Consider the following 16,306-nt stretch of genomic DNA (forward strand, 5'->3'; position numbering starts at 1 on the left):
TTTTATCCGATCATAAAAGTCAATTCAGCTAGGCAAACTACTTGACCAGCCACTTTGGCGGTCGCTTTACCACTGCCGATACTGCTCTTGATCTTTTCAAGTTTTACCTCAAGTTCTAACACATCCCCTGGGTACACAGGACACATAAATTCTGCTGACTTGATCCCGCCAAAATAAGCAGTCTTACCAACAAACTCTGGCAACGTCAGCAACGCACAGGCCCCTGTTTGCGCTAAAGATTCAATGATCAAAGTTTCTGGCAAAACAGACGATCTCTGCCCTCCAAACAAAGCTTCATGTTCTGTCACACAGCGAAGCGCCCGCGCTGACTGTCCTGGTTCTAATGCTTCGATTCTATCGATCAACAACAATGGGTAACGATGGGGCAAGATCTTTTTGATCTCTGCACTACTTAACTTCATCATCTAACCTCGCACTACTTTGAACATTGGTTGATCAAATTCAACTAGATCTTCATTTTCGACCAAGACTTCAGTCACGATACCATCTTGATCACTTTTGATCTCAGTCATCATCTTCATCGCTTCAATGATGCAGACCACATCACCTTTATGAACACGTGAACCCACCGTTACATAGGGATCTTGGTCTGGTTTAGGTTGTAAATAAACACTACCGACCATCGGCGATTTGATGAATTCCCCTTTAGCCTTAGTATCTTTTGTTACCGGTGGCACATTTTCTTCAACGGCTGTGATCGCTGGTCGTTCATCTTTTTCACGCACTGGTAAAAATGGTGTCTCATTTTTACTCAAATGGATATGAAAGCCATCCGTCGTGATCTCTAACTCACGCATTTCTGACTTTTTAAAATCATCCATTAATTTTTCAATATCATTAAAGTCCAAGTCTCTCAACTCCATTTTCTAAAAGCTAAAACTGCATTATGGCCCCCAAAACCTAATGAATTGCTCAAGGCATATTCAAGTTTTTCAGGGTGGGCTTTAGCCTGTGTTACTACATTAACTTTACACTCTTTATCTTGTTCTGTCATACCTATATTAACAGGTAAGTGCCCCTTTTGTAAGCTAGCAACTACCGCAATGGCTTCGATCGCCCCAGCAGCGCCTAATAAATGGCCTGTCATCGCTTTGGTACTTCCGACTAAAACTCTACTATCTTCACCAAAAACTAAATTGATCGCTTTTGCTTCAGCTGCATCATTGGCTTTAGTTGCCGTCCCATGCGCGTTGATATAATCAACTTGAGCTGGCTTGATCTTTGCTTCATCAAGTGCTAGTTGCATTGCCGTCGCAGCCCCTTTTCCTGTTGGATCAGGCGCTGTCATATGGAAGGCATCACAGTTGCTACCATAACCAACGATCTCACCTAAGATCTTAGCACCCCGTGTTTTAGCATGCTCTAAACTTTCCAAAACTAAAGCACCACTGCCTTCGCCCATAACAAAGCCCGAGCGTTCTTTATCAAATGGGATAGAGGCTTTTTTGGGGTCAGTTTGCGTTGATAAAGCAGTCAAAGCTGCAAAACCAGCGATCCCGATCTCATTGACTGAAGCTTCTGCCCCACCAGCGACCATCACCTTGGCCCGCCCTTCTTTGATCTGACGATAAGCTTCACCGATCGCATTGGTCCCTGAAGCACATGCCGTTACGATCGAAGTACAGATATTTTTAGCTCCGATCCGTAAAGCGATATTACCGGCTGCCATATTAACGATCGAGGTCGGAACAAACATCGGTGAGACCCTTTTAGGACCTTTTTCATGCATCTTGATCACTTGTTCTTGGATCGTCGTCAAGCCCCCGATCCCCGAACTAAAAATAACGCCAAGATCTTTAGACGCGGTATTTTCAGAGGTGATTTGAGCTTGTTTCACTGCTTGAAGGGCACTATCGACGGCATATTGTGAAAAAAGATCCATGCGCTTTGCCGCTTTTTTACCGACCCGTAAATTTGCATCAAAGTCTTTGACTTCACCTGCATTGGTGACCCCAGTTTCAGTGGCATCAAATTTAGTGATCGGAGCGATCCCCAATTTGCCCTGAAATAAATTGTCACTATATTCAGTCACATCATTACCGATCGGGGTGATCGCCCCCATTCCTGTAATTACTACTCTTGTCATCTAAAACACCTCTCGTTTTATTCTGCTTTAAAAGGCTAATCCACCATCGACCGTGAGCACTTGGCCTGTCAAATAATCATTTTCAGCTAAAAAGATCGCTGCATGCGCCACTTCATCCGGTGTTCCAAAGCGTTTTAGCAAAATTTGATCTTTGACTTGGTCTTTGACTTTATCGCTTAAGATATCTGTCATGTCACTGGCGATCATTCCCGGTGCGATCGCATTACATCTAATGTTGCGCAAAGCACCTTCTTTAGCCGTCGTTTTGGTCAAGCCAATGATCCCCGCCTTACTGGCAGCATAATTGGCCTGCCCTACATTGCCATAAAGTCCGACCACAGAAGCGACATTGATGATCACCCCTTGACGTTTTTTACACATTTGCTTCAAAAAAGCTTGCGTCATGCGAAATGTTCCAGTCAAGTTAACATCGATCACGTTAGTAAAATCTGCTTCTTTCATACCGATCAATAACTTATCAGCGGTGATCCCCGCATTGTTGACTAAAATATCGATTTGACCAAATTTGGCTTTAGCTTCTTTGACCATTCGCTTAACATCAGTGACATGGGAAATATCACCCAAAATAACTTCAACTTGAACACCGGTCTGCTTTAATTCATCAAGTAATTCGCTTGGAACACTTTTGCGAGCGTTAAGGGCAACATTGGCTCCTTTTTTAGCAAATGAGATCGCCATGCTAGCTCCGATCCCGCGCGAAGAACCCGAGATAAAAACATTTTTTCCCGTTAATTCCATTTTTAATTCCTCAATTCTGCCAATGTGGCTTGATAATTCTTCCATGTATCCAAGCGATAACGTGGAATTTTTTTAGCGATCTGACGCGCAAATTTGCTTAATGTGTCCCCTGGCCCGATCTCAAGTAAGACATCTGGCTTTTCTTTAGCAACGATCTGAGATAGACAGGTCGCAAAGTGGGTCGAAGCAGCAACTTGTCTTGGTAAGATCTGGGCTAAGTTAGCCTTGGTAAATGGGGCTTTGATCGTATTGCTAAAGACCGTAAATTTAGGTTCTTGCCATTTTATTTGTGCGACAGCTCGCTTTAATTGCTGTTCAGATGTTGAAAAAAGTGGTGTATGAAATGCCCCAGCCACATTTAAAGCGATCACTTTTTTATTCTCGGCAACTAAAACTTGAGCTAACCTGTCAACTGCTGGCTTATGTCCCCCGACAACAACTTGTTTGGGCGCATTATAATTTGCGATCCAAACACCTTCTTTTGGGGTGCTACATTCGATACATAAGCGCTCTAGCTCATCAAGCTCAGGCTTTAAAACAGCTAACATCGCTCCTGGCTTTTGAGATACTTCTGCTTCCATGTATTGAGCTCGCTTTTTCACTAGCTCTAGACCAGCTTGTTCACTTAGCGCTCGACTAGCTATCAAAGCGGGATATTCACCCAATGACAAGCCCAAAGCACCGACGACTTCAAATTTTAGATCACGAACTAAGAGTCGATAGACATTGTATGCAAAAGCAGTCAAGGCTGGCTGTAATTCTAAAGTACTTGCTTGTTGGCTGTTTTGAAAGATCTTTAATAGTGGCAACCCCGTCAGCTGTGTAGCTTGGACGATCCCAGTTTGAAAATCAGGATCTGCTTGATAAAAATCAAGTCCCATCCCATCAAATTGGGCACCTTGACCGCTAAATAAGATGACCGCCTTTTTCATTTTGCTCACCTGAACTTAGTCATTAGCTTCGAGTTGTTTGGCAACATAGTCAACAACATCTTGGATCGTTTTGATACTTTCATCTGCTTCAAGTTGGATATCCAATTCATCTTCAAGCTCGTTCATGATCTCAAACACATCTAAACTATCAGCTTCAAGATCTTCTTTGATGTCGGCTGTCAAAACGATATCAGCTACATCAACATCTAATTGTTCACTTACGATCTCTTGTACTTTGTTTAAAATTTCTTCTTTTGTCATTTTTCATTCCTCCAAAAATCATTAATACTTGATGATAACTGTCCCCAAAGTCAAGCCTCCACCAAAACCACTAAATGCAATGATCTGTCCGCGCCAAAGCTTCCCCTGCTCACTTAGCTCAGCTAGTAAAAGCGGAATGCTTGCAGCTGATGTATTTCCATATTTAGCAATATTGGTCGGAAACTTTTCCGATGGTAACTTCATCTTCTTAGCTACACTTTGAATAATACGTGCATTTGCTTGATGTAATAAAAATAGATCGACTTGATCTGGTGTCAGACCCGCTTTTTCACAGGCTTGGACTAATGACTTAGGGACTTGTCGGGTCGCGAAGTTATAGACCTCGCGTCCATCCATACCAAAAGCTGTCGGTCTTCTTGCTCCAGCAGGCGGAAAGCTGTGCAATACTTGGTCACATCCAGCCGTCAATTTATCATGAGAAGCTCCAAAAGTTTTGATATCAGAGCTCAATAAATAACTCTGTTGTGTACTATCTCTAGTCAGTAAAATCCCCGCAGCTCCATCTCCGAATAAAACGGCTGTCTTTCGGTCAGTCCAATCAACTAACTTGGATAAGACCTCGCCTCCGATCAACAAAACATTTTTGATCTGTTCATCTTTTAAGAAATTAGCTGCCACTTTTATCCCATAGACAAAGCCTGAGCAAGCAGCCGATATATCGAAGGCAAATGCATTTTTAGCTTCAATTTCTCCCTGCACGATCGCAGCAGTTGCTGGTGTATTACTATCAGGTGACATGGTAGCCACAATGATCAGATCGACCTCTTCTGCCTTGATCTTACTTTTTTTTAATAACTCTTTAGCAACTTGAACGCACAGACCTGACGTATTTTCCTTCAAACTCACACGCCGCTCCCTTATACCCGTTCGCGTCTTGATCCATTCGTCTGAAGTGTCCATTATTTGTGCTAATTGGTCATTTGTGATGACTGTTGATGGTACATAACTCGCACTTGCAACAATTTTCAACTCGTCCATTACGCCACTTCCGTCTTTTGATTTAAGAATGCTCGGCTAAGAACAACTCCAAATTTCGGATCGCTTTTTCGACCACTTGTAACTCAGCCGGCGTCGTATCCTTGAGAAACCCTTCGACCATTTTATGGTGAAAAGCATCATGTGCGCGAAACATCACGCGTCCCTTTTTAGTCAAACCTAAGCGAATGACCCGACGATCATCACTACTTCTGATCCGCTCAACATAACCCTTTTTAACGAGGCGATCGACAGTTGCAGTTAACGAACCCGGTGTTAAATGGAGTTCTTTAGCAACTTCAGAAGCTGTTTTATGGTTATACATTGAAATAGCACTGATCGCATGCATCTCCTTGATCGTTAGATCATTGAAACGGCTCTTTTTAAGTTCTTTTTCCTCGATCCAAAGAATATCACTATAGATCTTGACCAAAGCATCATTGATGTACCTACTTCTTTTATCCATAACTATCCTACCCTTGAATATTTTGATTACCATATTGTTTGGTTATCAAAATAATACCAGAAAAAAGTACCTAATACCATCAAATTTTATCCTTAGACTGACCAACGATAAACATCAACTCAGCCGTACAGACCTTTTTTCCTTCAACGAGAGCTTTAGCTTTGACGATCCCCATATTTTCTTTTTGTTTGTCCATCGTTACTTCCAGTTGTAAGACATCCCCCGGACGAACTACTTGACGAAAACGTGCATTATGGATCGCGCCTAAATAGGCGGTCTTACCTAAAAAATTAGGATCTTTTAAGATCATGATCGAGGCAGCCTGCGCTAAGGTCTCAATGATCAAGACGCCTGGCATGACTGGATTTTTAGGAAAGTGCCCTTGGAAAAATGACTCATTGATCGTCACATTTTTCACAGCGGTGATCTTCTCACCTAAAACCAAATCTTCAACATAATCAATATAACAGATCGGATAGCGGTTAGGGATCAACTCCATTACTTCTTGAGCGTCCATTAACTTTTTCAAACACGCCACCTCTTTCAATTTATTTCGAATACCAAAATATTCGATAGTCGAATGTTATTATATTTAGCTTTGGGTGTCAAACTGCTAAAAAAAACCTTTTATATCGAACGATATTTAAAATAATTTATATTTATCTAAAAAATCGAAAAATAGTTAATAATTTCAAAATAACTGACTTGTGACCACATTTTTTGTCCAATTACTTACCATTTATTCACGTTTTAAACTTAACAAAAAAATTATTTATCTATAAATAATAAAAAATACTTTCTAGTAACTCATTCTCTTGACATTTATTTTGCTGTTCAAAATTCTAATTAAAATATAATAAAAAGAGATATCAGCCACTCTTTTTTGACAAATATCTCTTTATAAACTATTTTTTCCAAATAAAATTAATAATTGCCCGATCAACTTGACGATTTTCATGCAACTTGCTGTGTTGGCCACCTTCACCCTTGATCTCAAGCTCTTGATAACTGCGGTAGACATCTTGCAAAAGATACTTTTCTGATCGTGAAGAATTATTGCTTACTCGTCCATCAGAATCAGAACCATCATCTAGATCACCATAGATATTTAATACCGAGACCTGCTTTTTAGGATAACTGTCATCCAATTTCAATAGCTCTTGGTAGGTTTTATTCATCTGTTTGGGAGCACCATCTTCTTCTAACTGCATTTGACCAGCTTGATCATCCAGACCAATGATCCCATTATAATGCCCTGCAATGTTTACTTGCTTTTGCAATTGGGGCAATTTTTTATTCTGACCATTATCCAACATGTAGTAGGCTAAAGTTAGATTCCCCATCGAATGAGCAACAGCATTAAATTTCTTAAAGCCATACGTTTTTTGGAGCTTGACCAAAACATTTTTGAGCCAGATACCATTTTGACGATAATCAGCATTTTTGTTATCTTCAAACTCCACTTCGACCAGCGGATTATATGCACTTTGAGGCAGCGCTCCTTGTAATTTGACTGTCCCATCCTTAGAAACCCTAGCGCGGATCACATTTTGTGTAACTCCCGCTTTAACGATCGCTTGAGTCATATGCTCTTCTGCCCGATGACTACTACCATAACCGTGCAAAAATAAAGTTGGCACTTTAGTCTTTTCATACTGCTGACTTGCATTATCACGTAAACTTTGCGAAACGATCAGCCAGCCTCCAAAAATAAGGACTACCAAGAGTAATATTGGCCACCAAAACTTTCTTTTCATTCACGACCTTCCTTTCTTATGCCCGTTTATCGGATAAGATACCATATACTAAGGTTATTCTTCAAGCTAAAAAGGCAAACCCCACCATGTGAGTTTGCCTTTAAAAGAGGTATTATTAGTCTGTTACGGCTTTAAAGTGGTACATATCTGCCGTGAAATCATGGCGTTTAACAGGATCATAGAACCCTAATTCCATCAATTCTTCCCCACTAAAGATCGTCTTAGTCTTTTGATCTTGATAATTTTTGGCTGGATCTAACCCAGCTAACTTGGTCAAGGTCAATGTTGGTTGCGCAGAAGCTAAGCGGTCAAATACAAAGACTAAAGCTTCATTTTTATCTCTGGAAACAAACATCCAAGCACATTGGTTTCCCTTAGCTGGATCTTTCAAGCGAATAAAATCACCAAATTGAACTAATGGTCGGATCGCTTTATAGGTCTTGACCTGCTCTTTGACTGCTTTTTTTTCATCGGCTGTCAATTGAGTCAGATCAAGCTCATAGCCAAAGACTGCGCTCATCGCTACTGCACCACGAGTTTCAAATGGTGTGATCCGTCCTGTTTGATGGTTAGGCACTGCCGAAACATGCGCGGTGAAGACGGATGGTGGATAAACTAATGAGGTACCATATTGGATCGTTTGACGTGCGATCGCATCGGTATTATCACTTGTCCATGACTGTGGCATGTAATAAGCATAACCAGTGTCAAAACGACCACCGCCACCTGAGCAACCTTCCCATAAGATATCTGGATATTTAGTCGTCAATGTTTCTAAGATCTCGTAAAGTCCTAGCATATAACGGTGGTAGACTTCGCCTTGGCGTTGTTTTGGCAAGGACACTGAATAAACATCCGAGATATGACGGTTCATATCCCACTTGATGTAGTCGATGAAACCACCATCTAATAAAGCACTCAATTGAGCTACTACATTTTCACGTACCTCCTTTTGCGTTAGATCCAAGATAAATTGATTTCGCGAAGGACTTGGCTTTCTTCCCGGAACTTGCATCAAATATTCGGGATGATTTTGATAAAGTTTTGAATCGATAGAGATCATTTCTGGTTCGAACCAAAGACCAAACTTCAAGCCTTGTTCATGAACATAATCAGCAAAATGCTTGATACCTTGAGGGAATTTACGTTCATAAACCGTCCAATCACCTAACGAAGTATTATCATCATCCCGATGACCAAACCAACCATCATCTAAGACAAACATTTCGATCCCTAGTTCCTTAGCATCATCAACGATCGTCTTTAACTTATCTTCGTTGAATTCAAAATACGTTGCTTCCCAGTTGTTCACGAGGATCTCACGTTCTTGATGCTTGAATTTACCACGCACGATATGTTCTCTGATCAATTCATGATAATTTTGACTCATCTCATTCAAGCCGTTAGCTGAGAAAGCCAGTAAAACTTCTGGTGCTTGGAAGCTTTCCCCGGCTTCTAAGTGCCAGCTAAAATTATAATCGTTGATCCCAGCGACCACACGTGTTTGTTCAAATTGATCTTTTTCGATCTCAAAACTATGGTTACCTGAATACACTAGATCAAAGCCATAAACTTCACCTGAAAATTCGTCCGTGTTATGCTCTAATACCGCAATAAAACTGTTCATTTGGTGACTTGAAGCACCGCGACGGCTTTCAAAGACTTTTCTACCTTGTCCGATCGCCTCACGCTGGATATGGCGTTCATTGGCATGCGCACCAGGTAAAGAGATAACATCCATATCTTGTTTGATAAAATCAAGTTGCATAGAAGCGACTTTTTTTAGTTCTACTGGTTCAGAGCCAGCATTAGTTACCTTAGCTGAACGCGCTATGACCGCTAACTCTTTAAAGATCGTGTATAACAAGGTCACTTCAACACCACTGATCTCATCTTTAAGAAAGATCGCTAGGGTCTGAGCTTCATCAGCGTTAGCGTAGGCAGCTGGTAATCCCTCAAGTTTAGGTTTGCCCGCTGTGATCTCATAGCCTTGGTAGACTAAACGTGCTGCAAATGAACCATCCGCATTTTGTAGATCCAAAGCAGGCGTGCGATAATCACAATTACCAACGCCACTGTACTCTTGTAGTAACGAATCAAGTGAATATGTCCGATCTAGACTATCAGGTAAATTCCCTGAAAAGCCCCGATCTACCCTTGGATAACGCAACTGCCCATGATATCCATTCACTTTTTTCCCAAAGTATAAGTGACTTAAATAGCCACCTTCTTCTACTGATAAAATGTATGAGATCTTATCATTATGCAAATGAAAGACTTTATTTTTTTCATCAAATCCAATCAACTTATTCATCGATACACTCTCTACTTTCTAAATTAAATTACCCCTCTAAGCCTACAAATTCAGCAAATCTCACAAATGCTTCTTGACCTTTTTGATCGCGTTTAAAGACTCCTGCATCCTCTAAAACGCGCGCAAAGACTTTACCCACTTCGGCTTTGACCAGATCATCAACATTTTGTTCACTTACATCTGGATGATCAGCCTGGATCTTTTCAGCCCACTTGGCATGATAATCGGCCATTTGGTTTGGCTTTCCCAGTAAGTATTTTTCAACTTCAGTCAACTCTTCTTTTAAACGTGGCGGTAAGATCGCTAAGCCCATCACTTCGATCAGACCAATGTTTTCTTTTTTGATATGTTGTACATCTTGATGGGGATGGAAAATACCATCTGGATATTTAGCTGAAGTTTGATTATCTCGTAATACTAGATCTAGTTCAAATTTTGCTCCTGATTTACGTGCGATCGGAGTGATCGTGTGGTGTGATTCGCCATTAGAGCTAGCTAAAACATCCACACTTTCATCCGAATAAGTTCGCCACTTATCCAAGATCTTACTTGCTAGCTCGACTAAGCGAGCTTGATCTTTAGCCCGCAGTCTGATAACAGACATTGGCCATTTAACGACCCCAGCTTCAACATCGGAAAAATCAGCAAAATGTAAGGTTTTTTCGATCGGTGCTTTTTGCATCGCAAATTCATGGTTACCACCTTGGTAGTGTTCATGCGTCAAGATCGAACCACCAACGATCGGCAGATCAGCATTACTCCCAGCAAAATAGCCTGGGAATCGATCCACGATCGCTAATAATTGGCTAAATGTCTTGGCTGTGATCGCCATTGGTTCATGTTTGCCATCTAAAAAGATACAATGTTCATTAAAATATGCATAAGGTGAGTATTGAAAGCCCCATGTCTTGTTACCTAGATCAAATCGAATGATCCGGTGGTTAGCACGTGCTGGATAATCGAGTCGCCCTTGATAACCTTCATTTTCAATACATAATTGGCACTTAGGATAACCTGTTTGCTTCATCTTTTTAGCAGCTGCGATCGCCTTAGGATCTTTTTCGGGCTTAGATAAATTGATCGTGATCTCGATATCACCATATTGTGTTGGCACACTATAGGCAATATTTTTGGCGATCGCTTTAGTTTTAATATAATCATTTTGTTTACTTAAAGCGTAGAAATCTGAGATCGCCTTGTTTTTGTCCGTTTTATATGTTTGCCAGAAACGTTGGTTCAAAACACTTGGTGCTGGCATGATGAAATTCATCAACTCGGCACCTAAATTATCACGTTCATTTTGTGTTTCGCCCACTTTACCATTTTTGGCCGCGATCGTTAACAATTCATCTTTTAATGCGATCAAGTCAGTCGTTTCAACTTCTTGTTTTAGCTCATCTTCGCCGACTAGCGCCAAAACTCGATTATACAGGTACGGTTTATCCATTTGTGTATAGTCACTATTTGCAATGACGCCATCCACAAAGCGTGCCACAACATCTGCTTTCATCTCTTAGGCCCCCATTTTTTACAATTTCTTTGTTCCGTCAGCGATCTCAGCAATATAGAATGCTGGTGCATAGCCAATCTTTTCTTCGTAAACTTTACCAACATTTTCCTTAAAGGCTTCAACATCGGCTTTATTTACGATCGCGATCCCACAACCGCCAAAACCAGCCCCTGTCATCCGTGCACCTAAAACGCCAGGTTGTTGCCAAGCTGTATGAGCTAGAGTATCCAATTCCTTACCTGTTACTTCATAATCATGTTCCAATGAAACATGTGAAGCATTTACTAAACGCCCGAATTTTTCAAGATCTTCTGCTTGTAAAGCTTCACGTGCTTGTAAAGTTCTTTGATTTTCCCAAACTGCATGCCGTGCCCGTTTCAAACGAGCTTCATCAGCGATCAAATAACTATATTCATCGAACGTTTGCTCATCTAAAGCACCCAAACTCTTAGTAGCTAATTTAGTGTTCAACTCTTCTAAAGCAGTCTCACATTCACTTCGCCGTTCATTGTACTTGGAATCAGCTAATTCGCGCCGTTTATTTGTATTCATGATCACGATCACGTTGTCTTTTAGATCCAATGGTACAAGATCATACTTCAAAGTGTTGGTATCTAACAAGATCGCCTTGTTTTCTTGCCCCATCCCTACAGCAAATTGATCCATGATCCCTGAATTTACACCGATAAAGTCATTTTCAGTCTTCATCCCTATCTTTACTAGGTCAAGGCGTTCAAGGTCGAGGTCAAATAAATGTTGTGCAATGACACCCATCAATAATTCCAATGAAGCTGATGATGATAATCCAGAACCATTAGGAATATTTCCATTGACATAGACATCCATCCCCGTGTCGATCTTATGTCCAGCTTCTTTTAAGAAATGGATCATGCCCTTAGGATAATTCGTCCATTTATCAGCTTTGTCAAAATGTAGATCAGCTAATGAAACTTCAATGACCCCTTCATCAGCAAAGTTTTCTGAGTAAAAACGCAATGTTTGATCATCACGTTTAGCAGCAGCACCATAAGTCCCTAAAGTGATCGCACATGGAAAAACGTGGCCTCCATTGTAATCAGTATGTTCACCGATCAAATTGATCCGACCAGGCGAGAAGAATTCTGCCTCTGAGGGCCGACCAAAAATCGCTTCAAAGCGTTGTTTTAATTCTGTTTTTTCCATTTTTATTACCTCTCTTCATTTATGCAAACGTTTTATTTACAGTTATAATTATAGAGACAATTTCGAAATTTAGCAACTGTTTTTACTTAAATTTTAGTAAAATAAATGTGTTTCTTTTCCCATTATTAAAAAAGCCCATTCTGACCTTTACTAAAATATATACAACTTGTAGGCGTTTTTTTACTAAGCTTATGCTATACTAGATTACATATACTTATACGTAACGATCATGAATGGAGGAAAATATGGCTACGATCAAAGATATCGCAACAAAAGCAGGTGTTTCTGCTGCTACAGTCTCACGCGTTTTAAATTACGACGAAACAATGTCTGTCAGTCCTGATACTCGAAACAGGATATTTAAGATCGCTGAAGAACTAAATTACGTCAAGCACACTCAAAATAAAAAGCAGATAAAAGACCGACCTTTAGAGAAACGTTTAGCGATCATTCAATGGTACACCGAACAAGAAGAAGTCCACGATCTTTATTACTACGCGATCCGCTTAGGGATCGAAAAACAAGCACATAAGCTCGGCTATGAGATCACACGGATCTTCCATAATGACCCTTTGGAAAAAGCGACCCAAGCTAATGGTGTGATCGCGATCGGTAAATACAGTCACCAAGAAAGCCACGACATTGCTGCTTTAAACTCAAATTTGGTATTTGTCGATAGTAATACTTTGAATTTGGGCTATAATTGTGTCATTTCTGATTTTGATGGTGCCGTTAAAATGGCTTTAGACCACTTTTTGAACCAAGACCAAACCAAGATCGGACTTTTAGCTGGAGAAGAAAAGACCGCCGATCAAACCGATTCCTTGATCGACCCACGTTTCAGGTCATTTAAAAACTATTTGAGCGATTTAAAACTTTACGATCCGCGCTATGTTTACATCGGAAAATTTTCACCTGAATCAGGTTATCAGATGATGAATCAAGCGATCAAAGAGTTAGGCGAAGACTTACCACAAGCCTTCTTCATCGCTAACGATGCGATCGCCGTTGGTGCTTTGCGCGCACTACAAGAAAATGATATTCCAGTACCTGAACGTGTCAGTTTGATCTCATTTAATGACACGTCTTTAGCAAAATTTGCTTTTCCAGCTCTTAGCAGTATCAAAGTCTTCACTGAACAAATGGGACGTTCAGCGGTAACTCTACTCAGCACCTTAGCTGAACAAGACCAAGAAACACCCGAAATGGTGACCTTAGGAACTAAACTGATCCAGCGTGACAGTAGCTTAAATTGATTCACATCAAAAAGACCGTAAAAACGTCGCAACGTTTTTACGGTCTTTTTAACATTACTTTCTATTCATAGATCGGATGAGCTATTGTCAACTGAGCTACTTTATCTTTAACATCAGCTAAAACTTCAGCTTTACCCTTCGATTCAAGTACCACCAAGATCAATTCAGCAACTTGCTTAGCATCAGCTTCATCAAAGCCACGACTTGTGATCGCTGGAGTACCTAAACGAATACCGCTTGTTTTAAAGGGACTGAGCGTTTCAAACGGGATCGAGTTCTTGTTGACAGTCAAAGAAACACTGTCGAGCAATTGCTCAGCTTCTTTTCCGTTCAACCCAAAACCTAAAACATCAACTAATAATAAATGATTATCCGTCCCCCCAGAGATCAGCCGAGCTTTATCATTTTGTGCAAACACTTCTGCCATAGCTTGGGCATTCTTGATGACTTGAGTAGCGTAATCATTAAATCCTGGGCGCAACGCCTCACCAAAAGCAACTGCTTTACCAGCAATAACATGTTCTAATGGGCCACCTTGCAAACCAGGGAAAACAGCACTATTGATCTTCTTAGCTAATCGTTCATCATTAGTCAAGATCAAGCCTCCCCGTGGTCCTCGTAAAGTCTTGTGTGTCGTAGTCGTCACGATATCAGCATATGGTACTGGATTTTGGTGCTTGCCCGCTGCAACTAAACCTGCGATATGCGCCATATCGACCATCAAGTAAGCACCGACTTCTTTAGCGATCTGACCAAAACGTTCAAAATCGATCTCACGTGGATATGCACTGGCACCTGCTACGATCAACTTGGGCTTGACCTCTTTGGCTAAAGCTAAGATCGCATCATAGTCTAAACGTTCTGTTTTTCTATCAACACCGTAGCTGACAAAATTATATGTTTGACCACTAAAGTTGACCGGCGATCCATGCGTTAAATGACCACCACTAGCAAGATCCATTCCTAAGACCGTATCACCTGGTGCGATCAAGGAACGGTATGCAGCAGCATTAGCTTGGGAACCAGAGTGTGGCTGAACATTGGCATATTTAGCTCCAAACAGTTCTTTTGCACGCTCGATCGCCAGGTCTTCTACAACGTCGATGTATTCACAACCACCATAATAACGTTTTCCAGGATAACCTTCAGCATATTTGTTGGTCAAAACACTTCCTTGCGCTGCCAAGACCCCTTCAGAAACGATATTTTCCGAAGCGATCAACTCGATATTTCCTTGTTGGCGTTTTTTTTCCGCTGCAATGGCTGCCCATAATTGTGGATCTTGTTCTTGATAGTTCATCTAAGCGCCCTCTTTTCATTGGTATAATTTCCTGTATTGTAGCCGAAAATTAAATTTTTTTCAACTAAAATAATTTACCGCTCGACCGTAAAAACCTCGCTGGCAGTTACCAGCGAGGTTTTTTAGTAAAACTATTTTTCGATCTCGACTGCGACATCTGTATGACTTACTTCTGCCCCAGGCTTGACTTCAACTTCAAATTTTTCAAAGAGATCTGAGTTTGCAAACGTAAACATCACAGTGTCATCTAAACCAGCTTTCTTGATCGCTGGATCCCAGAATTCCATGATCTGTTCACCCTTTGTCACATGTTGACCTTCATTGACATATGTGACAAAACCAGTACCTTTCATCTTAACAGTACCGATACCAACATGGATCAAAGCTGGGATCCCATTGTCGGAAACTAAACCGATCGCATGGCGTGTGACAAAGACCGTCTTTACGACCCCATCAAACGGAGCATAAACTTTACCATCACTAGGGACGATCGCAACACCAGACCCCATCTTACCTGAAGCAAAGGTTGGATCAGAGACATCATTTAAAGCCACCACTTTACCTGCAACAGGTACCATGGCTGTCAATTCATCGTCTTTGATCAAGACACCGGCCTCACTACTTTCACTGCTAAATTGATCACCCCAAGTTTTTTCCAACTCAGCCACGATCTGTGCGTGACGTTCTTCAGTCAAAGTGATCTTCTTAGCAAAGATAAACATCCCGATCAACATCATGACTGCTGGGATCGCAAACATCATGATCTTGAAGGTGAATTGATCACTTGCTGTGATAGAAGAAGCTGTCGCTCCTGTAGTCATCCCAGCTAAAACAGCGATCTGACCCACGACCCCGTTGGAGATAGCACCACCGAATTTATCAACTAACGGACGAACGGATAATGCTAATGATTCATCACGATGACCTAATTTCCATTGACCATATTCGACCGAGTCAGTGATGATCATCAAAACGATCAAGAAAACAACTGGTTGTGGGATAAAGAACAATTCAGCTGCAAATAAAACTAAAGCTAAATTGCTTCCCGCAACAGAAAAGACAGCCAGACCGATCAGCATCATCGTCAAACATCCGATAAATAATGGCTTACGGTTGAACTTCTTAGCTAAGAATGGGAAGAAAGATACCGAGAATAGCCCAACGATCATATTGATAAATGAAAGGATCGAGAAACCTTTAGAAAAGCCCATGATATACGTGAAGTAATACAATTCAAGTGCATTTACCAAGTTGATCCCGATACCATAGAAAAGATAAGCGATCGCTACCCATAATAATTGGTCATTTTTGACCAACATCTTTAAAACAGCGCCGATACCAGCCGTATCCTCTTCGTTTTTCCGAAGATCATTTTCAACTTCGCGAGTCCCAAAACCAACGGCTAACGCACTAAGAAAGGCAGTAGCACAGACGATGAAGGCAAACCAAAACCAACCACGATCATC

At 41.0% G+C, this 16,306-nt stretch carries 16 protein-coding genes; 1 reads left to right on the forward strand and 15 read right to left on the reverse strand.

What is annotated here, in order from left to right:
* Window positions 1-2 precede the first annotated feature (2 nt).
* The 13 genes from fabZ (Q9Q35_RS04530) to Q9Q35_RS04590 form a co-directional block, all read right to left on the reverse strand.
* The gene (gene fabZ / locus Q9Q35_RS04530) at window positions 3-425 is read right to left on the reverse strand and encodes a 3-hydroxyacyl-ACP dehydratase FabZ (protein ID WP_304652328.1); all 423 of its coding nucleotides are present in this window, start codon (window positions 423-425) and stop codon (window positions 3-5) included.
* Window positions 426-869 carry an acetyl-CoA carboxylase biotin carboxyl carrier protein gene (gene accB / locus Q9Q35_RS04535; protein WP_304652329.1) on the reverse strand — a complete coding sequence of 148 codons (444 nt, stop codon included), beginning with the start codon at window positions 867-869 and terminating at the stop codon, window positions 426-428.
* A 5-nt stretch (window positions 870-874) separates the two neighbouring features.
* A complete protein-coding gene (gene fabF / locus Q9Q35_RS04540; protein WP_304652330.1) occupies window positions 875-2,107 on the reverse strand; it encodes a beta-ketoacyl-ACP synthase II in 1,233 nt (410 codons plus the stop codon).
* A gap of 27 nt (window positions 2,108-2,134) precedes the next feature.
* Window positions 2,135-2,866: a 3-oxoacyl-[acyl-carrier-protein] reductase gene (fabG, locus tag Q9Q35_RS04545; protein ID WP_304652331.1), complete on the reverse strand. Its 732-nt coding sequence runs from the start codon at window positions 2,864-2,866 to the stop codon at window positions 2,135-2,137.
* 2 nt (window positions 2,867-2,868) lie between these two features.
* Window positions 2,869-3,798 carry an ACP S-malonyltransferase gene (locus tag Q9Q35_RS04550; protein WP_304652332.1) on the reverse strand — a complete coding sequence of 310 codons (930 nt, stop codon included), beginning with the start codon at window positions 3,796-3,798 and terminating at the stop codon, window positions 2,869-2,871.
* A 15-nt stretch (window positions 3,799-3,813) separates the two neighbouring features.
* Window positions 3,814-4,059: an acyl carrier protein gene (locus Q9Q35_RS04555; RefSeq protein WP_304652333.1), complete on the reverse strand. Its 246-nt coding sequence runs from the start codon at window positions 4,057-4,059 to the stop codon at window positions 3,814-3,816.
* Window positions 4,060-4,080: 21 nt separating this feature from the next.
* On the reverse strand, window positions 4,081-5,058 hold the full coding sequence (locus Q9Q35_RS04560; protein ID WP_304652334.1) for a beta-ketoacyl-ACP synthase III: 978 nt from the start codon (window positions 5,056-5,058) through the stop codon (window positions 4,081-4,083).
* A 22-nt stretch (window positions 5,059-5,080) separates the two neighbouring features.
* Window positions 5,081-5,521 carry a MarR family winged helix-turn-helix transcriptional regulator gene (locus Q9Q35_RS04565; protein ID WP_304652335.1) on the reverse strand — a complete coding sequence of 147 codons (441 nt, stop codon included), beginning with the start codon at window positions 5,519-5,521 and terminating at the stop codon, window positions 5,081-5,083.
* Window positions 5,522-5,600: 79 nt separating this feature from the next.
* Window positions 5,601-6,038 (reverse strand): 3-hydroxyacyl-ACP dehydratase FabZ, encoded by a 438-nt coding sequence (gene fabZ / locus Q9Q35_RS04570; RefSeq protein ID WP_076149517.1) that lies wholly within the window; start codon window positions 6,036-6,038, stop codon window positions 5,601-5,603.
* Between the two features lie 388 nt (window positions 6,039-6,426).
* On the reverse strand, window positions 6,427-7,278 hold the full coding sequence (locus Q9Q35_RS04575; protein WP_304652336.1) for an alpha/beta hydrolase: 852 nt from the start codon (window positions 7,276-7,278) through the stop codon (window positions 6,427-6,429).
* Between the two features lie 115 nt (window positions 7,279-7,393).
* The gene (locus tag Q9Q35_RS04580) at window positions 7,394-9,592 is read right to left on the reverse strand and encodes an alpha-galactosidase (RefSeq protein ID WP_304652337.1); all 2,199 of its coding nucleotides are present in this window, start codon (window positions 9,590-9,592) and stop codon (window positions 7,394-7,396) included.
* 28 nt (window positions 9,593-9,620) lie between these two features.
* Window positions 9,621-11,102, reverse strand: a complete 1,482-nt coding sequence (gene galT / locus Q9Q35_RS04585) for a UDP-glucose--hexose-1-phosphate uridylyltransferase (RefSeq protein ID WP_304652338.1) — start codon at window positions 11,100-11,102, stop codon at window positions 9,621-9,623.
* Window positions 11,103-11,120: 18 nt separating this feature from the next.
* A complete protein-coding gene (locus Q9Q35_RS04590) occupies window positions 11,121-12,284 on the reverse strand; it encodes a galactokinase (RefSeq protein WP_304652339.1) in 1,164 nt (387 codons plus the stop codon).
* Between the two features lie 245 nt (window positions 12,285-12,529).
* Between Q9Q35_RS04590 and Q9Q35_RS04595 the strand changes: the two genes are divergently transcribed.
* Entirely contained in the window at window positions 12,530-13,540 is a 1,011-nt protein-coding gene (locus Q9Q35_RS04595; protein WP_304652340.1) for a LacI family DNA-binding transcriptional regulator, read from the forward strand.
* Between the two features lie 61 nt (window positions 13,541-13,601).
* On the opposite strand, the gene glyA is transcribed toward Q9Q35_RS04595, so the two are convergent.
* Complete coding sequence (gene glyA / locus Q9Q35_RS04600) at window positions 13,602-14,840, reverse strand: serine hydroxymethyltransferase (RefSeq protein ID WP_304652341.1); 1,239 nt, start codon at window positions 14,838-14,840, stop codon at window positions 13,602-13,604.
* A 131-nt stretch (window positions 14,841-14,971) separates the two neighbouring features.
* Window positions 14,972-16,306, reverse strand: a 1,335-nt coding sequence (locus tag Q9Q35_RS04605; RefSeq protein ID WP_304652342.1) for a glycoside-pentoside-hexuronide (GPH):cation symporter, incomplete at its 5' end; no start/stop codon positions are given.

Source organism: uncultured Ligilactobacillus sp. (genome assembly GCF_948826705.1).
Classification (GTDB): domain Bacteria; phylum Bacillota; class Bacilli; order Lactobacillales; family Lactobacillaceae; genus Ligilactobacillus.